Genomic DNA, 23,648 nt, shown 5'->3' with positions numbered 1-23,648 from the left:
GCGACGGTTTTTTATTTTTCGTGCAGTAACGGCCAACTTTTGAGGACTGAATAGTTAATTTGCTGCGAGCAATTTATGGATTGGTACAAATGTAAATGTGTCGGCGTTAACTGTAAGTTTGTCATGCATCCCAATATGGGTAAATCCGTCATGCTAACATGCCGAAATAAGCTAATGTGTGGCGTGTATTGGTGCTGGCTGATGAATAAGTTGTGGTGTTTGGCAATCGATGTAAGCGATTGTGCCATGGCTAATAGCGGTTCGCTTGCTTGTCCTTGTAAACAGATTAACTGTGCTGATTGCCATAAAGCTAGGGTATCGAACTGTTGATTAAAAATAGATTTAGGCATCAACCCAATCGCATCGATGACACTGGCGTAACGGGTAGGATCTACCGGACCTAAAAATCCAAGAGTCATGTGTAAATTGGTGTTGTTTATGGTCTTCGCATCATTGTTCAAAAATGGCTTAAGCCTATGCTGTAGCGTAGATATTTGTTCTATTTGTGATTTTTTTAAGCTAAAACCGACAAACAATCTTCGCGAAGAGGTGGTTTGCATTCGGTTATCCTTAATTAGTAATAAGTTGTAACTTTAACCCGAATAGATTACCAATACAGCATGATATAAACATATATCGTTATTTGTGAGTGACTAAACTACACTTAGGCTAATGTTAACGATAATATAGCGCATGTTTTTTATTCCCGAGCAAATTGAATTGCTAACCTTGACTGAGTTGATGTATGGCCAATAGTACCCAGCAACTATTGAAAAGTGTTTTTACAAATGGACCTATTGAAGGCAATAATACTTCGGTGTTATCACTGCTTAATCAGGCACTACAATTAGTCTGTGAAAGGTTAGAATGCAGTGCAGCATTTGTGCTGACGAGTCAATACGATAAATTATTTGCGGTTGATACTGATATTATCGATACGTTAGAGCAACAATGTGTCAGTCATTTCGGTGCTTCACCTGCATCTGAGGCCCTGTTTAGCCAACATTTACAAGATAATCGATCACTGTGCAGCTCCTTATTTTATAATCATCAACCCATTGTCTATACCTGTTCCCCTGAACAATGTTTTACTGCCGACGAAAACCCAATATTAATTCCGTTTCTAGACACACTGACGGCCCTGGATATTGATTGTAAGCACCTTGCTCTAAGCCCGGTTTTACACGTTGGCAATGTCAAAGTTGTTTTAGGGACTCTGTGTGTATCAGATGCTAATCATGATGTTTGTCAGCATGAAAATCCTTGTGCCTTTGTACAAAAGTTACTCGATGATACCGCATATGAATTGGCCTCTTCACTTGAGTTACGTCGTTTAGCCGTAGTTCTTGATAATAAAGATAAACAGTATCAAGAACTGTTTCAATTATTGCCGATGGCCTGTGCGCTGATTGATTTACACAATAATGTGGTATTGCAAAATGATGTGAGTAAACATAATTTGCCCATTACCATAGGGCAGAGTTTATTTGATTTGTTACTTGAAGATGATCATCCTCTGCTCCTAGATACATTGCATATTGTCCGAGAAGGTATTTTACGCCAAGCCTGGTGTGAAGTGCCGCTGCGAAATGGCGTTCAAATCCACTGGTATAAGTTTAGCTTTTGCCATGCGCTTAATAAACAGCAACAGTTATTGTTAATGATTGAAGATGTTACCGAGCGCTATCGACTTGCCGATGAATTATCGTTCCATTCAAATCATGATGTACTGACCGGACTCCCTAATCGGCTACAGTTTGAAAATATGCTCGAAGAGTTATTAAACGACGAAGATCATCCACCGGCATGTATTGCCTTTCTCGATCTCGATCAGTTTCAGGTGGTGAATGATCTTAGTGGCCATCAAGCGGGCGATTTGTTATTGCAACAAGTGGCTACGCGGTTAAAACAATTATTGCGTAAAGGAGATATCGTCGCACGTTTAGGCGGTGATGAGTTTGGCTTATTGATGCTCCACTCAGATATGTCATCAGCACAACAAGTTGCCAAGCGGATTTGTCAGCAATTGTTTGATCATGAATTTATTTGGAAAGGTGTTAAACACAATATCAGTGCCAGCATTGGTATGGCCAAAGTCAATTATGTTGATCCAGATATATATGGTGTGATGAGTAAGGCTGATGCCGCCTGTCGATTAGCCAAAGAAGAAGGCCGTAACCGTTGGCATTTTTATAATCCTGACGATCCGCAAATGCACATTATGTATAACCAAATGCTTGCATCTGTTGATATTACTGGCGCGCTAGCATTGGATCAGTTTGAGTTGTTTTATCAATTAATTGAACCGTTAGTTAAATCAGAGGCGGGTATACACATGGAAATCTTGCTGCGGATGGTTCGCAGCGATGGCCAATATATATCACCAGGGGTGTTTTTGCCTGCTGCTGAGCGTTATAACCTAGCGCCTCGAGTCGACCGTTGGGTTATCGATAATTTATTGAACTGGGGCGGAAATAATTTAGCCACATGGGATCAGCTTTCTATGGTGTCGGTGAATTTGTCGGCGATGTCGCTGGCGGATAAAAAATTCATGAATTGGCTCGAAATGCGCTTAATGGTTGAACCTGAGCTGGTCAGTAAATTATGTTTTGAAATTACTGAAACCGCCGCGGTAAGCCAGTTAGATCAAGCCACAGGATTAATTGATTTATTACGACCTTTTGGTTGCAAGATCGCCTTAGATGATTTTGGTTCAGGTTTTTCGAGCTTTGCTTATTTGAAATGTCTTGATGTGGATTATGTTAAAATTGATGGCCAATTCGTGGTGAATTTATGCGAAAACCGCAGTGACAAAGCGATCGTTTCAGCTATTTGTCAGCTTGGCAAAGATATGGATTTTGAAGTTATTGCCGAATTTGTTGAAAACACAGAAATAGGGCTATACCTCAAAAATATTGGCGTCGATTATGCTCAAGGTTACGCCATTAATAAACCGACTCGACTAGCCCAATTACAACACGGTTTACGGACTCCCTGGTTAATATAAGTGTTGTGGCTTGCCGTGATCCGCTGAGTGACGTTAATTAATTTGCAGGTGAAATCGTCAATTAATGACAGATTAGTTCAAATGTGGGTAAAATGCCTGCCAGAGAATCGCCGTAAAAGTTAACCCTCTTGACCTCAAAACAAGCATTACTGCACCCCAAACCATCGGCTGCCATAACACTGCCTATTCAAGCCGTCCTTGAGCCGTTGCGCGCCCGGTTTGCTAGCCACTCACAAATTATTCTCGAGGCACCTACGGGAGCAGGCAAGTCAACCGCATTACCATTAGCTATGTTAGCTTGGCCTGAAATTAGCGGCAAAATTCTCATGTTAGAACCACGCCGAGTAGCGGCCCGAAATGTTGCCAAATTTATTGCTCAACAATTGGGGCAAGCCGTTGGACAAGCGGTGGGGTATCGTGTCCGCGGTGAATCAAAAGTCAGTTCACATACTCGATTAGAAATAGTCACTGAAGGTATTCTGACCCGAATGATCCAACACGATCCTGAGCTTAGCGGGATTGATGTGATTATTTTCGACGAAATTCATGAACGACATCTTGCTACTGATTTAGGCTTGGCGTTAGCATTAGAAGTGCAGCAATCATTACGTGACGATTTACACATTATCGCCATGTCAGCCACCTTGTCCGGTTTACCTTTAGACACGTTAATGCCCAACGCCGCGCAGATCCACAGCGATGGTCGCAGTTTTGCGGTTGAGATAGCGTATCAACCTTGCCCGAGCCAACAATTGTGGCTTACACATATGTCACGGGTCATTATCAATACTATTGAGTCGACTCAGTTAGCGGCCTATCAACAAGGCAGTATATTAGCCTTTTTGCCCGGTAAAGGTGAAATCCGCAAACTTGCAGGGTTATTGCGCCAACGCTTAAATGGGTCATGGCTTATCTGTCCTATGTACGGCGATTTGTCTTCTGCCGAGCAAGATCAAGCCATTCGTGCAGCAGAACCCGGTAAACGTAAAATCGTCCTCGCCACCAATGTGGCTGAGTCGAGCTTAACTATCGAAGGGATCACCCTTGTTATTGACAGTGGCTATCGACGTGAAGCCAGTTTTAACCCTAAAACCGGCGTGACACGCTTAGGGCTCAGGCGCATTAGCCAAGCCTCTGCTATTCAGCGTAGTGGGCGTGCAGGGCGTTTAGCTGTGGGGTATTGTGTGCGTTTATGGAGCCAAGAAGAACAAGGGCGAATGCGCAAAGTCGATGAGCCCGAAATCTCTCAAGCCGAGTTGACTTCAATGGCGCTTGATTGTGCCAGTTGGGGGGTGACATCATTTGCTGAGTTATCATTATTAACGCCACCACCACCGATCCACGAGCAAGTTGCCTGGCGATTACTTCAGCAACTTGAATTGATTGACCCGCAACGTAAATTAACCTCTTTGGGCCGTGATGCCTATGCATTAGGTTGCCATCCGCGCTTAGCGCATATGCTCCTAAAAGCCAAACAACTAGCGCGGCATAATGATCAGCCTCAACTTTGTTTACTGGCATGCGTATTGGCTGGCATTATTGAAGCCCGTGGCTTGCCTAAAAAAGGCGCTGATATTCATCATTATTTGACAGAGGCCCTGCAGGGGCAGATTAAACAGCAAGTCAGGCAATGGCAACAATCCTTATCGATATCAGGTCAGGTGAGTGACGTAATACGTAATGCATCCACACGTGATATTAGCTATTTGTTAGCACTTGCTTACCCGGATCGTATTGCTAAGGCTCGCGGTCATGAGGGCTTTTTATTAAGTAATGGTACCGGCGTGGTGATCAGTGCAGATGATAGTTTGGCTCATGAACCTTGGTTAGTGGTTGCTGACTTCCAAGAGACTCAAGGTCGTAATGCTGGGCAAGTTTATCTCGCCGCAAGGCTGGATGAACGTTTGTTTACTGCAGAGCTTGCATCGTTAGTCACCACTCACATTCAAGGTGGATGGGATGATGCAAAAGGGCGGTTCTTTGCTGAAAAACACACCAAAATCGGTGAGGTTATTATTAAAACCGACACTGGTATTATACCTGCTCGGGCACAAATTACCGCCGCATTATTAGCACAAATCCGCATAAAAGGGTTAACAATCCTTAATCGTGACGAAGTATTAATCCAGTTACAATATCGGGTTGAATTAGCTCGACACTATGCACCAGAGCATGAGTGGCCTTGTTTAAGCGATGAGTACTTGTTGGCTACACTCGAAGATTGGCTTGGGCCCTATTTAGACAACGTCCGTTCATTGACTGCGTTAGCTAAGGTTGGTGCTTATGGATTGGTGAAAAACTTACTCAACTGGCAACAGCAACAATTATTAGAACAATTGGTTCCGACGCATTGGCCTATGGCTACGGGGACTCGTGCGCCGATCCGTTACCAGATGCCCCTTGACGCTGACGGACATTTTTATCATAACCATGAGCAACAAGGCCGAGCATTATTAAGTGTACGGTTACAAGAAGCGTTGGGCTTAGCGCAAAGCCCATTAATATTACACGGCAAAATGACCGTGACGATGGAGCTGTTGTCGCCAGCACAACGACCATTAGCCGTGACGGCGGATTTAGCCAGTTTTTGGCAAGGCCCTTACGTAGACGTTAAAAAAGAAATGCGCGGCCGATACCCAAGGCATTTATGGCCAGATGATCCGGTCAATACTGTGGCGACAAAATTTACTAAAAAGAAAACTCCAGGCGTGTAAATAAGCCATGTCGCTTATTAACAACATGTAATTAATTCAGTGTTATATGGAAAACGAAACCATTATTTATGACTAAAAAAACCAAAAAGTCTTCGGCAACCAAAAAAAACAGTGGCCCATCTTGGAGGCAAAAACTCTGGTCTCTCACATGGAAATTATCAATCGTTGGTATTGCAGTTGTGAGCTTTTATGCTATTTATTTAGATCAAATTATTGGGCAAAAGTTTGAAGGCCAAAAGTGGCATTTGCCTGCCCAAGTTTTTAGTCGCTCAATGGCATTATATCCAGGTGCTGCGATCAACCATCCTCAGTTAATGGCCGAACTTAAGTTACTGGGTTATCGTAAAGTGTCAAACCCACGTCAAGTTGGTGAGTTTTCAGCCTCTAGCACTCGTATTGAATTATGGCGTCGACCGTTTTTACATCCCGAAGGTAATCAAGCTGAACAGCGAGTGATGATCAGTTTTGACTCTGACGGGGTTAGCTCGGTTAACCGCATGTCTGATAAACGTGAATTAGCTGTATTTCATTTAGAACCGGTATTACTCGATCGGATTATTGCTGGCAATGGTGAAGACCGCTTATTTGTGCCGGCGTCAGAGATGCCTGCAATGATCATCGATGCGCTTATTTTGGTTGAAGACCGCAGCTTTTACGATCATTACGGCGTGAACCCACTGGCCATTGCTCGTGCTGCTATGGTTAACATTTCTGCCGGTCGCACTGTGCAAGGTGGATCAACCTTAACCCAACAGTTAGCCAAAAATTTCTTTTTAAGCAGTGAACGCTCAATTGTTCGTAAAGTGCGTGAAGCCATAATGGCATTGATTATTGATTTTCGTTATAGCAAAGATGAAATCCTAGAAGCTTATCTGAATGAAGTTTACATGGGCCAAGATAAGGCGCGTGGCGTACACGGTATGGGGTTAGCGTCACAATTTTATTTTGGTCGCCCAATCGGTGAGCTGACGGTGTCGCAACAAGCCTTTTTGGTGGCAGTGATCAAAGGGCCTTCTTATTACAATCCTTGGCGTAATCCTGATCGTGCTCAAGAGCGTCGAGATCTGGTGCTACGTATATTAATGGAAAATGACCAATTGACTGTTGCACAATATAAGGCCGCAGCAGAGTCGCCTATAGGACTACGCAGTGAGAAAAAGTCAATACACCAAAAATTGCCAGCTTTCTTTGCGGTCGTAAAGCAAGAACTTCGTGAGCGCTACGGCGATACGTTATTACAGCAGTCAGGGGTGAAGGTATACACCACGTTAGATCCTATGGCTCAAGAAGCCGCAGAAAAAGCGGTATTGTCGACGATGGCGTCATTGGATAAACGGGCTAAAAATATTCAAGTTGGCATGGTGGTAACGGACAAATATACCGGCGGTATTGCAGCCATGGTGGGTGACAGACAACCCAGTTATGATGGCTTTAATCGTGCGGTAGAAATTAGACGTCCAATCGGTTCGTTAATTAAACCATTCGTGTATGCAAGTGCATTACGCCAAGGTGATCGATTCACTTTAGCGACCCCAATTGATGACAAACCGATCACGCTAACAAATGAGCAAGGTAAAACCTGGTCGCCTAAAAACGTAGATAAAAAGTTCACTGGTCAAGTACCTTTATTAAGTGCGTTTAAAGATTCAATGAACGTTCCGACAGTCAATGTCGGTTTGGCTGTTGGAGTGGATAACGTTGCTAACACATTGCAAAAGTCGGGTTGGACTGATGATATTTCACCTTATCCATCCATGTTGTTAGGCGCCGTAAATGGTTCACCATTAATGGTGGCTCAAGTTTATCAAACCCTTGCTGATGAAGGTCGTTACCGTAAGTTATCATCGATTACCGCGGTGTTAGACAGTCAAAACCAAGCATTAGATGTCAGTCGTGTGCCATCGTCAATGGCGATTGATCCTGCGACCGATTACTTAGTCCAATATGTGATGAATCAAGTGGTGCTTAGTGGTACGGCTAAACGCTTAGGCCGTGCGTTTCCTGGCGTGCGTTTAGCAGGAAAAACGGGCACCAGTAATGATAGTCGTGACTCATGGTTTGCTGGGTTTGATGAGCGTAACGTAGCGGCAATTTGGGTCGGTCAAGACGATAACAGTAAAACCGGTTTGTACGGCAGCAGCGGCGCAATGGCAGTGTATCAAGCTTTTTTACGTGAACGTCCTCCACTCAGTTTACGTATGTTGCCGGTTAATGGGGTGATCCATGGTTATTTTGACCGCACAACAGGCGCGGCTAAGCAAGGAAATTGTAATAATATTATTGGTTTACCTGCATTAGACTCTAGCTATCATCCGCTAGCCAATTGTGGTGAGTCATTATCTTGGTGGCAGAAGCTGGTTGGAAAGTAAATCGTTAGCTTGACCGTTGTTTAGCTGCAAATATAAAGCCCAAAGTAAGTGATTACTTTGGGCTTTATATATTTAACCTCAGTTTAGAATCATAACGATTATCAAACCGCTCTTCTTTTCTGCTGTTATTATTACATCGACTTGCCATAGATGCGTCAATGCGCTTTGTTAGCAACATCAATGGCAAGTGTGATATTGCCGACTTGAAATAATCCCATTTTATCGTTTTATCTAATCTCTTATCCCGAGTTGGGATTATTTTCGCTGATTGAGTTGGTTACGTAATGTGGTGATCTCTTTGAGCATTTGCTGCTGATTTTGTTCCATGCGTTCAAGGGCTAATTCTAGCTTGGTATTGATTTCTGCTTTATGGGCTTCTTGAGCCTCTTGTGCTTCATTACGTTCTTGCTCATCTGGGGCGACGAAAACAGATGCCATATAACCGGAGATAACCCCAAAAAAGCTAACACCACTGATAATCACCAGTCCACCAATGATATGACCGACCGTAGTGACGGGATAAAAATCACCGTAACCAACCGTTGATATGGTCACTAATGCCCACCAAATTGCTTGTTCTGCGGTTTGGATGTTGGCGTTAGGTTCTGCACTTTCTACCAATAAAATAAGCACCGATGCGGCGGCCAAAATTAATATCATTGCCACCAGTAAACTGGCTAGCGTTGTTTGTTTTCGTTGGCGCAATAATGGGATTAATAAAGATCGGCTCATGCGGATCAGTCGGATCACGCGTAATATTTGGAATATGCGTGCAAATCGCAATGGTTCAATGGCAGGGATGCTGGCAATAAAGTCTATCCAGTGATGCTGGAGGTAGTAGGTTTTACTGCGTGCTTTAAATAAGCCAACAAAAAAATTACTCATAAAAACCATGCATATTGCACTGTCGATATACAGCAGCACTTTGTTGGTTTCGGCGTCTAATCGACCAAAGGTAATGGTGAGCACTATGACCACTGACACTAATGATAACACCATCATCGCAAGTTCGAACGGACTAGGACCATCGACATTTTTTAGCGACCAAGCTTTAGATCCAAGCATGTAGTTAACCTCAACTCTGGATAATAAATGGTTATCAAATAGCCTTTGTTGCGCGACCGGAGTGGTATCAACTAACAATAAGCCCGCTATTGATACGTCAATACACCTTGTTGGCAAAACACATGGAAAGCTTAATATTGCAGACTTAAAACCAAACCGTTTTTAACGATTTATCCCCTCACTTATCCAGCGTTAGGGGTCGTTAAGTCCGCTTACGTTCGTTAACCGATAGGCTTTGTTAATTGATTAGCTTTATCATAACAAAAAAACGCACAAGACAGGAGTCTAGTGCGTTGTTTTTATTTGGCATAATTAGCGTAAAACCGTGTTTATTTTGCTGATTTAGTATCAACAAAATGGACTAGGTCATCTAATACCCGTTTCTTGATTTCCAGCTGTGATTCACTCTCTAAACCGTATCTTTGCGCTAAAATCACGTAGTCTTCAGCATTTAATGATACGGTCAAACGGGGGCGTTTAGGACGTTTAGATACTGACAGTCCGAGTATAGTGCGGATTTGGTCTGAAGGACTTACGCCTTTGTCTAAGGCCGCTTTTCGGATAGAGTATTGAAACTTCTCGTCCAGATCAAAAGCCACTTGAGTCGCTTTTGCCGCTTGTTGGTTTTTAAGCCATTTCTCTGGTAACGGTTTGCCTGAGCTCATTCGAAAATCGTCTCCTAGCTGTATCAGCTTGCTGGCCAGTACTCTCTAATATCGGTCAGTGGTCGATATAAAGTTAACATCACTTCGGTATCTCCACTTTCGTAAACTTCAATATCCACGGCGTGAGAGTCATCAGAATTAACTAAACTATAGCCTTCAAATCCTTCACCGCGGGCATCATCGTCATTTTGAGGCGGTTTAAGGTCTCGATAATCTTGACGATGAAAATAACCAAAACAGCCAAATTCGACTTGATGATATTCATCACTAAGCCATTTATCCCACTCAGCACTTAGCTCGGCGGGAAGCGTTTGCACGCTGAGTGTTGCTTTGCCTGGTTCTTCAAATATTTCAGCAAAGGCCTCAAGATCAAACAATTGTTCAACCTCCGCGCGATTGATTTTCATTGAAATACTTAAGTAGGGTTCATCTTCTTTTATATAGGATAAATAAATTGCGCTGCCGCTATGGCCACGTAATAAGAATTCACAAAGCTGCGAGCGCTGGTATTCATAAGTATGAATACCCTCAACCTTAAGCTGTTGCCCACGCAATTGCGTGGGCAAAGCAAAACTGTCATCAAAGGTGATCATATCACCCTTGAGCAGTTTATTGGGATGGTCAAGCTGGCGCTTCGGGGCTTCTTTTTTGCCAAATAGGCCGCTAAGAAATCCCATATTCGCCTAGCCTTTTCGTGCTTTGATGCGATCTAACACGGCATTGGCATTCGACTTTTGCTCACCAATACCTGCTTGAGCTAGTTTGGCATGTAATGACTTGTCGCTACTTTCATCCGCTAATGTTTCTGACGCCTTTAAGCGGTCATCAAACTGCTGTTGACGTGCTTTGATACGCTCAAGTGAATCTTTAGCATTAAGCAGTTTAGAGTTGCTTGAGGCAAACGAGTCAGTAATAGTCGCGGTTGCTTTTTGCACGCTTTCAGTGGTTTTAACCATGGTTAATTGACGTTGGTAATCATTTAACTGACGCTCGGTCTTTTTGACTAAGTCTTTTAAACGCAGCGCATGGGAACTAAAGCTGTCATTGGCAGTTTGTTGTTCGGATAACTCTTCGTCTAACTGAGCAATCTTTTCAGCAATTTCAATAGCTAATGCTTCATTACCTTTGTCTAGCGCTTGGGCCACATAACCCTCGTGTTCGGTAACGCTGCGCTTTAAGCGATCAATTTCACGACTGGCCTGCATTTCTTTTGCCATGACATCAGTTAACTCACGCTTTGCGCGAGTTAAATGCTTTTCTGCATCACGAATTTCTTGTTCAAAAATACGGGTTGAGTTTGCGTCAACGACAGTCTGGCCAACTTCGGTTGCACCACCACGAAACGCTGTAAGAATCTTGTTTAGAATGCCCATAATTGGCTCCTTAGTTTAAAAATTCGACGAGTTCGTCGATAACTTCCAGACAGTTGTCTGACAGAACGGCTAATTCTTGTTCAATTTCTTCCATGCTTGATTGCACAGACAAAGCACCGTAAACCACATATTTATCATCGATTTTCGCAAATGATGATAATGGCATTGGAATGTTGAGCTCTAACATGGTCTCAAACATTTCAGCGCGGCGATCTTGGTTTACTTCGTTTTCGCCCCACAGATAACTGATACACAATATTTGGTTGTCAGTTACTGATACAAACACCGGAATTTCTTCACGGCTGACAATATTGACTTGTAACACTTCAACATCACCGTCAATCGGATAACAATCAAACTGAAAACCGGTTTTGCTTTGATCGCAAAGTCCATTTAGGTGACTTGCAATGGTATGGATGTTCATATTTGTCCTTAATTGACATATTATGTCTGTGAGTAACGATAGCATCTAGACATAATATGTCAAGCGCTATCTGGTTCAATTAAAAAAGATTAATTACTTCATATTCTGACCAAGCTGCTAGGTGGTAATGATACAGCTGTAATGAACCAATTTCGTTTACGTTAATGCTATCGATATCATCATAAAAATCACCCGGGAATTCAAATGAAGCCTTGATTAAGCCTGGGGTTAACCATTCTTCTGGCACTGGTAGTGTCTGTAATGTCGCGAGTCGTTGTTGTGGGTTTTTGCCCATTTTACTGCCCATGCTCCAGCCCCATTCACCAAAGCTAGGCACATTATGATGATACTGTTTTACATTAAATCCTGCTGCAGTCAGTGTCTTGCCAACAGACATAAACGCTTTGCGTGCATGATAGGGGGAGGTTGATTGCACTGTGATGACACCATCGGCGCTGAGCAGCTCATTGAGTTTTCGGTAAAATAAATCCGAATAGAGTTTGTTTAAGTCAGGATGGCTTGGGTCGGGTAAGTCAACAATGATGGCATCAAACATTTGGCCTTTTTGGATCAGCTTATCAACCCCATTAAACGCATCGTCAACGACCAGCGTTAATCGTGGATCGTTTAACGAATTTCCATTTAATGCTAGTAATGCATCGCTCAAACGTTGCGGCATATCTGCTGGCGGTGATGTAAATAAGCTCAACAAGTCTTGATCTAAATCCATCAATGTAACCGCTTTAGGTTGCCATTTGAGCACTTGTTTTAAGCCTAAACCATCGCCGCCGCCAATAATGAGCACGTTATTGTGCCGGGCACTGGCCGCTAATGTTGGATGAACTAAAAAGCTGTGGTAAATATGCTCGTCGCTACTAGAGAATTGCAAACGCCCATTGATGTATAAATTATAAACTGGCGCTAACCCTCCACCACGTAAACGCTCAGTAAAGTTGAGCTGCTGGAACCGGGTTGCTTTGGCATACACTACATGATCTTTATACAATAGATTATTAAAATGTTGTTCCCAATTAGGGCCTTTAACCGCTAAAATTCCAATCACAACACTGGCAATAATATGGCCAATAAGCAGCCATTTAACATGACGAATTTTGGCCCAAAAGCGCCAAATAAATACTAGTCCAGCGAGTAAATTAACACTTGCGGTTAGCGCAGCCGCTAATTGAATATCAATGGCTAGCATAAAGCCGACCCAAATAGCCGCGCCTATACCTGCACCAATGTAATCGGCACCATATATGGTGCCGGCATTATGCAGTAAGTGCGCTTCAGATAAGGATTGCCGAACGCGAGCAATAAGCGGAATTTCCATACCAATCATTAACCCAAGCAATACACCCCATACATAAGGTAAGTATTTGCTGAGGGTTTGCAGGCCAGCAATAAAGCCGCCATTGGGTAAATGATCAGGAGGCAGACCCAGCGTATTGGCTATAGCTAAAGGAAGTTGTTGGCCAAACCCAATGACCGCAGCGGTAACAATAATGGCAAACGAGCCGCACAGTGCTACTGTTAACTCGAGCATGGCAAAGCCTGTGAATGCGCATTTTATTTTACGGGCGGCAAATGCTCCTACGCCCATAGACACAATCATCAAACCTATCATGGTGTAAATAGCGGCTTCTAGCGCGCCTAAAATACGCCCCGCATAGTGCGATAATAAGTATTCATAAATAAGACCGCATCCCGCCAGCGAGGCCATGATGCCGAGCAATAAGGCATCATCAAGCCACGATACTTCACGGGAGGGAAGGGAACTTTGCTGTGGGTCCCCCGGTGTTGTGTTAACGGGAAGATCATCGAGCAAAGGTGTTGTCATAAATTAAGCCATTAACGCCGTAAGAATAAGAGCAACAGCAATACTAATTGCCATTTCAACGGCTGCAATACCAATGTTGTGTTGTTTTTCAACTTCTTCAGCCAGATTGATACCGGCTAACACCAGTTTTTTCACTATGGCGATCAACAGCGATAACACCACCAGCATGATCAGTGAAAAAACGCACCAACTAATAATGTTGCTTAAATGGGCGCTTGGGTCATAAACAATGAAATGGCTGGCCGCTTTAAAGCTTAACGCCATCGCTATCATATAGCCGCTGTGACGTAGTGCTAATGCGGTTTGATTTTGGGTTAATGCTTGTTGCATTGAGGCGCCTTGATTACGTTTAGCATAACGTTTTTCACGTAATCGAGTGAGTATGACTAGCATCAATTGTGAGATTAAAAATGCACTAAAAATACCAATAAAGGTATCTAGGGTAAGATCTTCTGCCCACATTAATACTGCGCGAATAATAATCGCAGTGGCAATGGCAGCCGCGGCGTCAACCACAGCAACAGAGACATTACCTTTAAGAATTTCATCGTTCTTAGCAAATTCATTTAAGGCTATTTTATCATGTAAAAACCGGCCTAATTTAATTAGCACTAAGCCAAACAAGCCGTAAGCCGACATGCCAATAGCTTCGGTTAAATAAGACGGTGCAGCTTCGCCAGTGATGGCCCCTGTAAGCACAATCCCTAATGCAGCGATCGCACCTGCGGTACTAATACCAAACGCAAAATTGTCGCGCTCTGCAAGCTCAGCACTGCTATTGACTTTAATGCTCCAACCTTGCAAATAACGCATCAACGCCAGTAAAATTATAGCGATGGTTAAATCAATGGCTAAAATAATCGCCAAATGTTGAGTTAAGCCATATTCTTGAAAAAATGTCATGGTGAGTCCTTACCTATTTTCCACGGCTAACACCGCGACTAGTGCGGCTGCTTGAGTTACGGAAACTACTGTCTTTTGAATAGCTCGAACGGAATTTTCTACTCGCGCTTTGGGTAGTGCTACTGGCTTTGGGTACGCTCGCACTTTGACGTGACAAGCTTGTTGAGCCTGTTCGAGTTTTGGCATAAGGGCTATCGAATCGTTTCCCTTGGCTGTTAAAACGTTTCTTGGTTTGTTCAAAGGTTTTTGCTTGCGAGGTCGCTTGGCTTGGTGATGTGTAACGGTAACGTCCTACATCATTGTAGTAGCTGTAGCCACGGTTACCTGACCAACGACCGTAACCTATTGGACGAGAGAAGTTAGAAAACATCGCATACATGCCATACCAAGCCCAGATTGAGGTGCCGCTTGAATTATTTTGCCAACTACCGTAAGACGGATTGCCCACCAGCTGACTACCAGCACCACTGCCTTCGGAGCCATTTGCCAGCGCTTCAGCTTCACGGCTGATAGCATTGACTCTGGCCAGTTGCCCATTAGACATATCGGCAACTACATTGACGGGATCGGACAGCATATCGTTATACAAACTGCTGTCGGCGGCTTGATAAATATTCTGTGCTTCAGCTAATTGCTGGTCTAAATCAATAAAGTTAGCGCTGTTGTTTAAGTCTTTATTACGACGGGTTAATGACGTAAACATTGGACCTTCTGTGCCAGCATCTTTAGCCAACTCTTCCAGCAATGGGGTTAAATCGGATTGACGCTGAGCGAGAATACGGCAGTATTGTTTGAGTAATGTCGCATTACGCAGCTGATTGTTGTTGAGCGAACTAGCCAACAGATCAAGACGTTGTTGGGCAAGTTGCTGGTACTGAGCAATTTGTTCCGGTCTGTTATCACCGCAACCGCCAAGGGTTAACGTGACAAACAATACGGTTATCAATGTGAGTACACGGGGGAGGTGACCTACCATGTTTTCTCCAAATGTAGATTTTTCATGTGCTAATTCAATATGACACAGGTTATAGTAATCTGGGTGTCAATGATATTAATCTGAACATTAGACTGACTGATAGATATACCACTCGCGACATAATATGTCCAACACTCATTTCTTTAGGGATCATTATTGCCATGCAAAACCAAGGTGACAAGGTATTATCTGCCGCGATGTTAGCCAGTGCAGATCGTTACTGGTTAAGACTCTGTGATGTTTGGCCTGAAGCTAAAACAGCACTGACCGCCGTGCAACAGCAAGAGTTAAAGACCGTATTTGGCTTGAGTGATTATATGGGAGAGCAACTTTGCCGTCATCCAGAATGGATTGTGCAGTTATTTAATGGCTTATTAGATGATGTTGTGCGCAGTGAGTTTGATGCTGGGTTACATTCGCTGTTAGCGGAATTAACGCAACAAGAACAAGTTAAATCGGTTTTACGTCGTTATCGTAATGTGCAAATGGTTCGCTTAGCGTGGCGTGATTTTTTAAATTACACCCCAGTCGAAGAGTCATTACTCGATTTGTCTGCATTAGCAGAGGCATTGGTTATTGCTGGGCGAGATTGGTTATACCAAGAGATGTGTAAGCAATACGGTACACCGATGAGTGCAGAAGGTAAGCCACAACCTTTATTGATTTTGGGGATGGGGAAATTAGGCGGACGTGAGCTTAATTTTTCATCTGATATCGATTTAATTTTTACCTTTCCAGAACATGGTGAAACCGTTGGCGGTCGACGGACTCAGGACAATCAACAATTTTTTATTCGCATGGGCCAGCGTTTGGTTAATCTACTCGACCAAGTGACTGTAGATGGATTTGTATTTCGGGTCGACATGCGTTTACGTCCTTATGGTGAAAGTGGTCCTTTGGTGGTCAGCTTTAGTGGGTTAGAAGACTATTACCAAGAGCAAGGTCGCGATTGGGAACGTTATGCCATGGTCAAAGCGCGAGTGCTTGGTCCTTGGTCGGGCTATTGTGACGAGCTCCATGATTTATTACGCCCGTTTGTTTATCGGCGTTATATTGATTTTTCTGCCATTGAATCACTGCGTAAAATGAAGCAACTGATTGCCCAAGAAGTTAGGCGTCGTCAGTTAACTGACAATATTAAGCTTGGTGCTGGCGGGATCCGTGAAGTCGAATTCGTGGTGCAAAGTTTTCAGTTGATCCGTGGCGGACGCGAGCCTGCATTGCGACAGCAAAGTTTATTTGGCGCCATTGATACCTTGTACAGCCTAGGGCAGTTGGAATATTTAGCCGTCGATGAGCTTAAACACAGTTATATTTTATTGCGTCGCGTGGAGAATTTATTGCAGGCCATTGACGATAAACAAACGCAAACCCTGCCCAATAATGAACTCGATTGGCAGCGTTTATGTTACCCGCTAGGGGTAGAAGACGAAGCGGCACTTCGCCAAAAAATCAACAAGGCGATGGCAACCATTCATGGTCACTTCAATGACACAGTAGGCGGGGCTGACAGCCACGAACATAATGATCATTGGACCTGTTTATTTTGGAATATTCAGCAAGATGAACACGCTAATGCCTTGTTGCAAGAGCAACAAATCGATGATGCCGAATTATGGCCACTATTAAATGAGTGGCATCAAACGGTGTCCAAACGTTCTATCGGGCCGCGAGGACGTGAAACGCTCGATAAGCTAATGCCTAAGTTGCTGGAAGAATTAGTCAATCAAGTTAAACCGAGTCAAGCGTTTAAACCTGTGTCAAAAGTGCTGGATAAAATCTTAACCCGTACCACTTATCTAGAGCTTTTGTGTGAAAACCCGGGCGCTCGACAGCAGTTAGTCAGTTTGTGCTGTGCAAGTCCTTGGATTGCGCGCGAGCTGGCCAATTTCCCGATGCTGCTAGATGAGTTAATTGATCCGTCGCAGCTGTATGACATTACCTCGATTGATGATTACCCTAGCGAATTACGTCAGTACTTGTTACGGGTACCAGAAGATGACATGGAACAGCAAATGGAAGCGTTGCGGCAGTTTAAATTGTCTCAACAGCTCAAGATTGCTGCCGCCGATGTGACTGGCGTTTTACCTGTGATGCAGGTAAGTGATCATTTAACCTTTTTAGCCGAAGCCATTATCGAGCAAGTCGTGCTGCAAGCTTGGCATCAAGTGGCGTCTCGCCACGGTATTCCCGAGGAAACTAGCCCTAGCAACATGGGGTTTGCGGTGATTGGTTACGGTAAACTCGGTGGCATTGAGCTAGGTTATGGTTCTGATTTAGATTTGGTTTTTTTACACGGTCATACCGGTTCTGGCACTACAGATGGCAAACGCCCGATCGACAATGGCTACTTTTACTTAAAACTGGCGCAGCGAATTGTGCATTTATTTGCCACCCGCACAACCTCGGGTGAATTATATGAAGTCGACATGCGTTTACGACCCTCTGGCGCATCTGGCTTGTTAGTCAGTGAAATTGAGCATTTTGGTGCCTATTTACAACAAGAAGCCTGGACGTGGGAGCATCAAGCTTTAGTGCGGGCTCGTTTTGTGTTTGGTGATTATTCGCTGGCAGGACGCTTTAGTGAGCTACGCTCGCAAGTCTTGCAAATAGAGCGAGATAAAGTGGTATTGGCCAAAGCCGTCAGGGACATGCGTATCAAAATGCGTGAGCACTTGCTCCGCGTTGAGCCAGGGCAATTTGATTTAAAACAGAGTGCTGGTGGGATTGCTGACATCGAATTTATCGCTCAGTACCTAGTCTTAGCCTATGCCTACCAATATCAAGAGTTAACCATTTGGTCTGATAATGTGCGTATATTTGAAGTATTAGCTGAGTTGGAGTTATTGCCTATCATGCAAGCCCAGCAGTTAACTCAAACCTATTGCTGGCTCCGCGACGAGAATCATGAACTGACATTGCAACAATTACCCAGTAAATTATCCAAGCAAAGCGTGCAGCAAAAAACAGAAAGTGTGGTGGAGATTTATAATCATATTTTAGGGGTTGACGGTTAATTAAATGGATCCAGGTTGATATCTCGTCAGTTAACAGCGGTTTTCAGCATCGATTGGGTTGATAAGTTTAATCGACTCCCAGTGCTAATGATTTAAGTCTGTGCAATGTGAAGAGGTATGCGAAATCCACCAAGATATTTCATGTTGTGGTCATGCCATTAACCTGCAAGGTATTAGCGCGTTTTGAGCAGAAGGTGGTTCAACATCAGCTTGGATACAGCAAGCCTTAGCGCCACGCGTATTAGTAAAGCTGTGGTGCATCGACCAGCAAAGCCGTGATTAACTTCATACCATTATCAGCTTAACGTCGATAACGCGATGTTGGTTGATAAAGCCGCTCATCATCAGGCTAAATAATACCGGATGAGATAAACCAATACTCACTTGAGGCATTCGTTTTGGTTCAAATAATATGGGCGTTAAGCTAATTTATAACGGTTTACCCTAGTATCTGCGCAATCCACAATTGGTAGACGGGTAGGCCTATTAATACGTTAATCGGAAACGTTATCCCCAGCGACGCCAACATAGCCAAGCCGATATTCGCATCCGGTATCGCCGCCTTAATTGCTGCAGGAGCCGCAATGTAAGATGCACTGGCACTTAGGGCTGCAAGCACCAAAATACTGCCAGAGGGTAAATCAAGTAACACCCCTAAACCGATACCCGCCCAAGCCAGTACAAATGGAATGACCGCTGCAAATAATAATAAACGCCATTGCTTGTATGGGATCGGTAAGCACACTTTAGCGGTACTAATCCCCATTTCTAATAAGAATAGTGCTAACAAGGTTTTAAAACCCGCCAATAACATTGGTGTGAGTGGTGCCATGCCGCTGGAGCCATATATCCAGCCTATGACCACCCCACCACAGAGCAACACAACTCCGCGACTTGTCAGGGCTTCGTGCAATACGCTGCCAGCCGAAGCGTGTTGACTATTTCCTGCGGTTTTGGCTTGTAAATAACGATGTAGCCATAACATGATAATAATCGCAGGCAGTTCAAGTAACACCAGATACAATGTTGTTTCAGGTCGTAAAGGCCATTGAGATTGATCGACCATGGTCATCACCACGGCAAATGTTCCCGCACTGACTGAGCCATAATGGGCCGCAATGCTAATGGCTTCTTTTTGTGGTAATTGAATTAATTTTCGAAGCAAAGGGTAAAGAGTCAGTGGGATAATAAACCCAAGTGCAATAATAGACAGTAATTCAGTGATCGCTAAATTTTTGGTTTCACCATGCAGTGCCATTCCGCCTTTAAGTCCTAGCGTCAGCATTAGCAAGATGGACAGGGTTTCGTAGGTGGCTTTAGGGACTTTTAAATCTGATTTGATCAGTCCAGCAAGCAAACCTAGGGCAAAAAAGGCAATCACAATATCAGGCATGGTATAGGTTCAGTCTGTTATAAAGTATGGTGATTTTGCCTTGTTGTGTTAACAAATGGAAATGTTTTAACTGAAAAAGAAACTGCAATACTGAGCCGCTTTAAACTAAGCCGTTCGATTAAGGACTGATCGATTCAATGCAGATCGATTGCTGAGGGATCTATTCAATGTAGGTCGATTAATGACTGAACTATTTAGTGCAGATCGATTACTGAGGGATCTATTCAATGCAGATCGATTAATGACTGATCTATTTAGTGCAGATCGATTAATGACTGGCCTATTAAAAACTGATCTATTAAATACTGATCTATTGAGGGCTGATCTATTAAAGGCAATCGGCGTATAGTATCTTTAAATAGCAACATAAAAAATTAACAGCAGAGCATGACATGAAAAATGAAATTGATATTCACCGTGCGTTAAAAGTATTTAACAAAGTCACCCAACATGGCGAAAAGCGTGCCATTGAAGACGGTCATTTTGGCCATGATTATTGGTTATGTGGCATTAGCGCGCAAACAGACCATGATGGTTATACTATTACCTTATCTGACGCTCAGGTCAGCTTAACGGTGTTTTTTCACAATAAATATCAGTTCGAATATCCGACCAGTGATGCCCTTGACAACTTCTTACGTCGTTTTAATGACGTTGAAAATTACCAAGCATCTTAGTCTAGCGCTAGGTGACTAAGCACCGTTAGCCTTAGTCATACAGGCTTATTTTACGCCCATTGTTGCATTTCAATAAGGCGACTATAAGTGCGTCGAAACTCAAACTGTAATGCCCCATTTAGATACAAATCTTCTAAGCTGGAATGGCTATTGAGGATTAACCTCACTTTTTGATCGTAGAGTTCATCCACTAAACTGATAAAGCGCCGAGTGGGATCGTCTTCACTGGCATACGCCAGTTGTCTTTCGCCTGTGGTCGTCGCTACCGCGCCATCTTCAGTGCCGCGCGCTTTAATCCAACTGCGTACTTCGCCGCCTAATGTAGGCACATTGCTGAGTAAAATATGGCTAAATTGTCCCGCCAGTTCAATATAATCCAATGCCGATCGCGGACCTTGGCACAAGGCTGAAAATTCAAACCAAGCAAGTTGTCCATATTGGGCCGCAATGGCAATATCGCGATGACAAACCTCAATTGAATCTGGATGACTTATGATGCTGGCATTAGCTTGTGGATATTGTTGACATAATCGTTGAAAAACGGCTTCAGGCTTCGTTGATGAAGGCAGTTTCAGCCAAGCTGCTGGCGTTGCAATTGCAGATAGTGTTGCGGCATTGGTTGGTAAACGATGATCAACAGGGCCGTTTAAATGGATTGTCTGGGTGTATTTAAGCAGGAGATCGATCGTCGGTAAAAAACGATCGCGCTGTAAACCATTTTTATATAAGTCCACTATGGGCACATTTGAGGTTGCTACTAAGGTCACGCCTGATTGAAATAAGGTTTCAAATAATCGGCCCAGTAAAATAGCATCGCCAATGTCAGATACAAAAAACTCATCAAAGCAAATTACAGAGTATTTCGCCGCGATCTGCTTAGCAATATGAGTTAAGGGATCGCGGATCCCCGATGTCTGATTTAATTGCTGGTGGAGCATGGCCATAAAACGATGAAAGTGTAGGCGTAATACCGTTTTTTTTGCTTTAAGTAACCCACCACACTCGCTCCGATCACACAGGCCCTGATACAACAAATCCATCAAAAAAGTTTTTCCTCGGCCGACATCCCCCCACAAATATAAGCCCCGAATGACCGGTTGTGCTGAAGTATATTGCTGATAGAGCGAATCTAAGGCGAGTATTGCTTGATGTTGCGCGGGATCATCAACAATATTTTGTTGAACGCGCTGCTGGTAGGCTTGTAATGGAGACATAACACTTAAGGTAAATTGTTGACCTGGGTAGTATACCATTAACGGTTCTCTTTATTATGGTGTGCATTTCCTTTAAGCTCTCGTGACAAAAAATAACAAATCATTAACTCTGAGCATTAACCCTGAGCATTAATCCTAACAAGGACCTAGAAATGAATAATAAAAATAAGGGGATGACCTATATTGGTGCCGATATGGCATTGGAAGGCGATGTCCGCATCCAAGGCCCTGCCATTGTCGCAGGCCAAACTAAAGGTACCATTAATTCAACTGATCAAATAAAAATTGAGCTGGGTGGTGTGGTTGAAGGTGACGTTTTTTGTCAAGAGATGCGTGTCTCGGGTTTATTTAAAGGCAAATTACATTGTAATAAGTTAGTCATTGTCAGCTCGGGCATTGTTGAAGGTGAGGTGTCGAGCCATCAAATGGAAATTTATGATGGTGGCCAATTTATCGGTATGCGCACCAAGGGACCCGATGCGTTGGGGTTACCTCAAGCTGACGAACCAACATCAGATCAACCGTCATATCAACATTCACATCAATCGAGTGCCGTTACTGCAGCCCATTCACCTTTTTATGCCCGTAAAAAATTCACTTACGCGGCAGTTGCTGCCATCGTGATTATTGCTGGCGTAGTATTACAGCCCACAATCAGTTTGGCGCTAGATAATGACCAAGCGCTATCTTTTGATATCACTCAAGCTAACGTGGCGCAATATCTGCAACCAACATCGAGTGTCACAGAAGACTCTGCGGAATTGGCTAAGCAGAGCGAAGCGTTAATCAATGTAGATCAAACTGACTTAAACATGTCCATGGAAGATTTACCTGCGTTAACGAAAACCACTGAGGCACTCGGTGATAGTCAGAATGTGAATGATAACGATAATGTAGAGCAGAGCGGGTCGACCATAAGCACACCTGATAAGTAACCTCATCTCTTATCCGGAGTTGAGGTTAAGTCATAATTTTTGCTATCAAGCTTATAAAAAATGGCTTTGTTAATCACAGTGTTTACTGAATTAACAAAGCCATTGTTGTTATGTCTGCAGAAATCCAAACACCTTTATGGGTTAATGCTTACGGATTAATCCGAGTTGGCATTCCGGTGCGTTGTTCAAGCAAACGCTTTAATGTGAATGAGTCAGTGTCTGGGTGAGCAATAAAGCGAGTTATTTGCTTATCTAATAATAATGCCACGGGCTCTTGTGAATCAAATTCAGCTTGAGTGCGTGATAGTGGCTCATGCACTTCTAGATAACGGTTACCATCAGGCTCTTCAGTGGCTTTAATCGGTTGGTTAATAAACTCAACGCGAGTGCCAACAGGTATGCTGTTAAATAAATATTCAATGTCTTCATCACGCAAACGAACACAACCAGAACTTACCCGCAAACCAATACCAAACGTGGCATTAGTGCCATGAATAGCATATAAGTTACCCACATAGAGTGCGAATAAACCCATTGGGTTATCAGCGCCAGCAGGCCATACTGCCGGTAATGTTATCCCTTTTGCAGCGTAAGATTTACGAATGTTAACGGTGGGTGTCCAAGTTGGGTTTGCCCGTTTTCGTTGTATTGTTGTCACCCAATTTTCTGGGGTGTCTTTACCAATTTGACCAATACCGATAGGCAATACTTCAACAGTGTCTTTTCCTTTAGGGAAATAATATAAACGCATTTCAGCGCTGTTAATCACCACACCTTCATGCTTAGTGTTAGGTAGAATTAACTGATGTGGGATCAATAAAGTACTACCGACTTTTGGCAAAAATGGATCAACATCTGGGTTTGCTTCTAATAAGTTAGTTAACCCTAGCTGAAATTCTGAAGCAATTTGCTCTAGGGTTAGCTTTCCCTCAGGAACAACATAATATTGATTTTCACCCACTAAATTGCTGCCTTTGGCAGGTAGACGATATTCAACTGCTGCACAGGAAAAACTTAATATAATGGCAGTCGCTCCAATTAACGAAGCGCGTAACGAATTTATCATAAGGGTTATA

The 23,648-nt window shown here is 43.4% G+C and carries 18 protein-coding genes; 6 read left to right on the top strand and 12 right to left on the bottom strand.

What is annotated here, in order from left to right:
• Positions 1–11: 11 nt before the first annotated feature.
• The gene (thpR, locus tag AAEZ00_RS08525; RefSeq protein WP_351076329.1) at positions 12–560 is read right to left on the bottom strand and encodes an RNA 2',3'-cyclic phosphodiesterase; all 549 of its coding nucleotides are present in this window, start codon (positions 558–560) and stop codon (positions 12–14) included.
• A 185-nt stretch (positions 561–745) separates the two neighbouring features.
• On the opposite strand from thpR, the gene AAEZ00_RS08520 reads away from it, so the two are divergent.
• The 3 genes from AAEZ00_RS08520 (at position 746) to mrcB (ending at position 8,090) form a co-directional block, all read left to right on the top strand.
• The gene (locus AAEZ00_RS08520) at positions 746–3,007 is read left to right on the top strand and encodes a putative bifunctional diguanylate cyclase/phosphodiesterase (RefSeq protein ID WP_351076332.1); all 2,262 of its coding nucleotides are present in this window, start codon (positions 746–748) and stop codon (positions 3,005–3,007) included.
• Between the two features lie 128 nt (positions 3,008–3,135).
• Positions 3,136–5,721, top strand: coding sequence for an ATP-dependent helicase HrpB (gene hrpB, locus AAEZ00_RS08515; RefSeq protein ID WP_351076335.1), 2,586 nt, complete (start codon positions 3,136–3,138; stop codon positions 5,719–5,721).
• A 68-nt stretch (positions 5,722–5,789) separates the two neighbouring features.
• Positions 5,790–8,090 carry a penicillin-binding protein 1B gene (gene mrcB / locus AAEZ00_RS08510; protein ID WP_101034199.1) on the top strand — a complete coding sequence of 767 codons (2,301 nt, stop codon included), beginning with the start codon at positions 5,790–5,792 and terminating at the stop codon, positions 8,088–8,090.
• Positions 8,091–8,345: 255 nt separating this feature from the next.
• Here mrcB and AAEZ00_RS08505 read toward each other — a convergent pair whose 3' ends face one another.
• From AAEZ00_RS08505 to AAEZ00_RS08470, 8 genes are all read right to left on the bottom strand, one after another.
• On the bottom strand, positions 8,346–9,155 hold the full coding sequence (locus tag AAEZ00_RS08505) for a potassium channel family protein (protein ID WP_101034808.1): 810 nt from the start codon (positions 9,153–9,155) through the stop codon (positions 8,346–8,348).
• A 329-nt stretch (positions 9,156–9,484) separates the two neighbouring features.
• The gene (locus tag AAEZ00_RS08500; protein ID WP_101034200.1) at positions 9,485–9,820 is read right to left on the bottom strand and encodes a hypothetical protein; all 336 of its coding nucleotides are present in this window, start codon (positions 9,818–9,820) and stop codon (positions 9,485–9,487) included.
• Positions 9,821–9,843: 23 nt separating this feature from the next.
• Positions 9,844–10,497, bottom strand: a complete 654-nt coding sequence (locus AAEZ00_RS08495) for a hypothetical protein (protein WP_335686819.1) — start codon at positions 10,495–10,497, stop codon at positions 9,844–9,846.
• A 6-nt stretch (positions 10,498–10,503) separates the two neighbouring features.
• Positions 10,504–11,193, bottom strand: a complete 690-nt coding sequence (locus AAEZ00_RS08490; RefSeq protein WP_101034202.1) for a PspA/IM30 family protein — start codon at positions 11,191–11,193, stop codon at positions 10,504–10,506.
• Positions 11,194–11,203: 10 nt separating this feature from the next.
• Positions 11,204–11,617: a YjfI family protein gene (locus AAEZ00_RS08485; RefSeq protein WP_101034203.1), complete on the bottom strand. Its 414-nt coding sequence runs from the start codon at positions 11,615–11,617 to the stop codon at positions 11,204–11,206.
• 79 nt (positions 11,618–11,696) lie between these two features.
• Complete coding sequence (locus AAEZ00_RS08480; RefSeq protein WP_233768622.1) at positions 11,697–13,457, bottom strand: polyamine aminopropyltransferase; 1,761 nt, start codon at positions 13,455–13,457, stop codon at positions 11,697–11,699.
• 3 nt (positions 13,458–13,460) lie between these two features.
• Complete coding sequence (locus tag AAEZ00_RS08475) at positions 13,461–14,360, bottom strand: DUF350 domain-containing protein (protein WP_101034204.1); 900 nt, start codon at positions 14,358–14,360, stop codon at positions 13,461–13,463.
• Between the two features lie 13 nt (positions 14,361–14,373).
• The gene (locus tag AAEZ00_RS08470; protein WP_101034205.1) at positions 14,374–15,336 is read right to left on the bottom strand and encodes a hypothetical protein; all 963 of its coding nucleotides are present in this window, start codon (positions 15,334–15,336) and stop codon (positions 14,374–14,376) included.
• Positions 15,337–15,497: 161 nt separating this feature from the next.
• Here AAEZ00_RS08470 and glnE point away from each other — a divergent pair, with 161 nt between their 5' ends.
• Positions 15,498–18,353, top strand: coding sequence for a bifunctional [glutamate--ammonia ligase]-adenylyl-L-tyrosine phosphorylase/[glutamate--ammonia-ligase] adenylyltransferase (glnE, locus tag AAEZ00_RS08465; protein WP_351088558.1), 2,856 nt, complete (start codon positions 15,498–15,500; stop codon positions 18,351–18,353).
• Positions 18,354–18,792: 439 nt separating this feature from the next.
• Here glnE and AAEZ00_RS08460 read toward each other — a convergent pair whose 3' ends face one another.
• Positions 18,793–19,746, bottom strand: a complete 954-nt coding sequence (locus tag AAEZ00_RS08460) for a sodium-dependent bicarbonate transport family permease (RefSeq protein WP_101034206.1) — start codon at positions 19,744–19,746, stop codon at positions 18,793–18,795.
• A 392-nt stretch (positions 19,747–20,138) separates the two neighbouring features.
• On the opposite strand from AAEZ00_RS08460, the gene AAEZ00_RS08455 reads away from it, so the two are divergent.
• The gene (locus AAEZ00_RS08455; RefSeq protein ID WP_101034207.1) at positions 20,139–20,423 is read left to right on the top strand and encodes a DUF3081 domain-containing protein; all 285 of its coding nucleotides are present in this window, start codon (positions 20,139–20,141) and stop codon (positions 20,421–20,423) included.
• 50 nt (positions 20,424–20,473) lie between these two features.
• Here AAEZ00_RS08455 and zapE read toward each other — a convergent pair whose 3' ends face one another.
• A complete protein-coding gene (gene zapE / locus AAEZ00_RS08450; protein ID WP_124012433.1) occupies positions 20,474–21,676 on the bottom strand; it encodes a cell division protein ZapE in 1,203 nt (400 codons plus the stop codon).
• Between the two features lie 113 nt (positions 21,677–21,789).
• On the opposite strand from zapE, the gene AAEZ00_RS08445 reads away from it, so the two are divergent.
• The gene (locus tag AAEZ00_RS08445; protein WP_124012432.1) at positions 21,790–22,572 is read left to right on the top strand and encodes a bactofilin family protein; all 783 of its coding nucleotides are present in this window, start codon (positions 21,790–21,792) and stop codon (positions 22,570–22,572) included.
• Positions 22,573–22,720: 148 nt separating this feature from the next.
• Here AAEZ00_RS08445 and AAEZ00_RS08440 read toward each other — a convergent pair whose 3' ends face one another.
• Positions 22,721–23,638 (bottom strand): L,D-transpeptidase family protein, encoded by a 918-nt coding sequence (locus tag AAEZ00_RS08440; RefSeq protein ID WP_101034210.1) that lies wholly within the window; start codon positions 23,636–23,638, stop codon positions 22,721–22,723.
• Between the last annotated feature and the right edge of the window lie 10 nt (positions 23,639–23,648).

It is taken from the genome of Shewanella sp. S1-49-MNA-CIBAN-0167, assembly GCF_040310145.1.
GTDB classification, from domain to species: domain Bacteria; phylum Pseudomonadota; class Gammaproteobacteria; order Enterobacterales; family Shewanellaceae; genus Shewanella; species Shewanella psychromarinicola.
The sequence above is the reverse complement of the archived record's forward strand: the minus strand, read 5'-3'. Positions and strand labels throughout refer to the sequence as shown.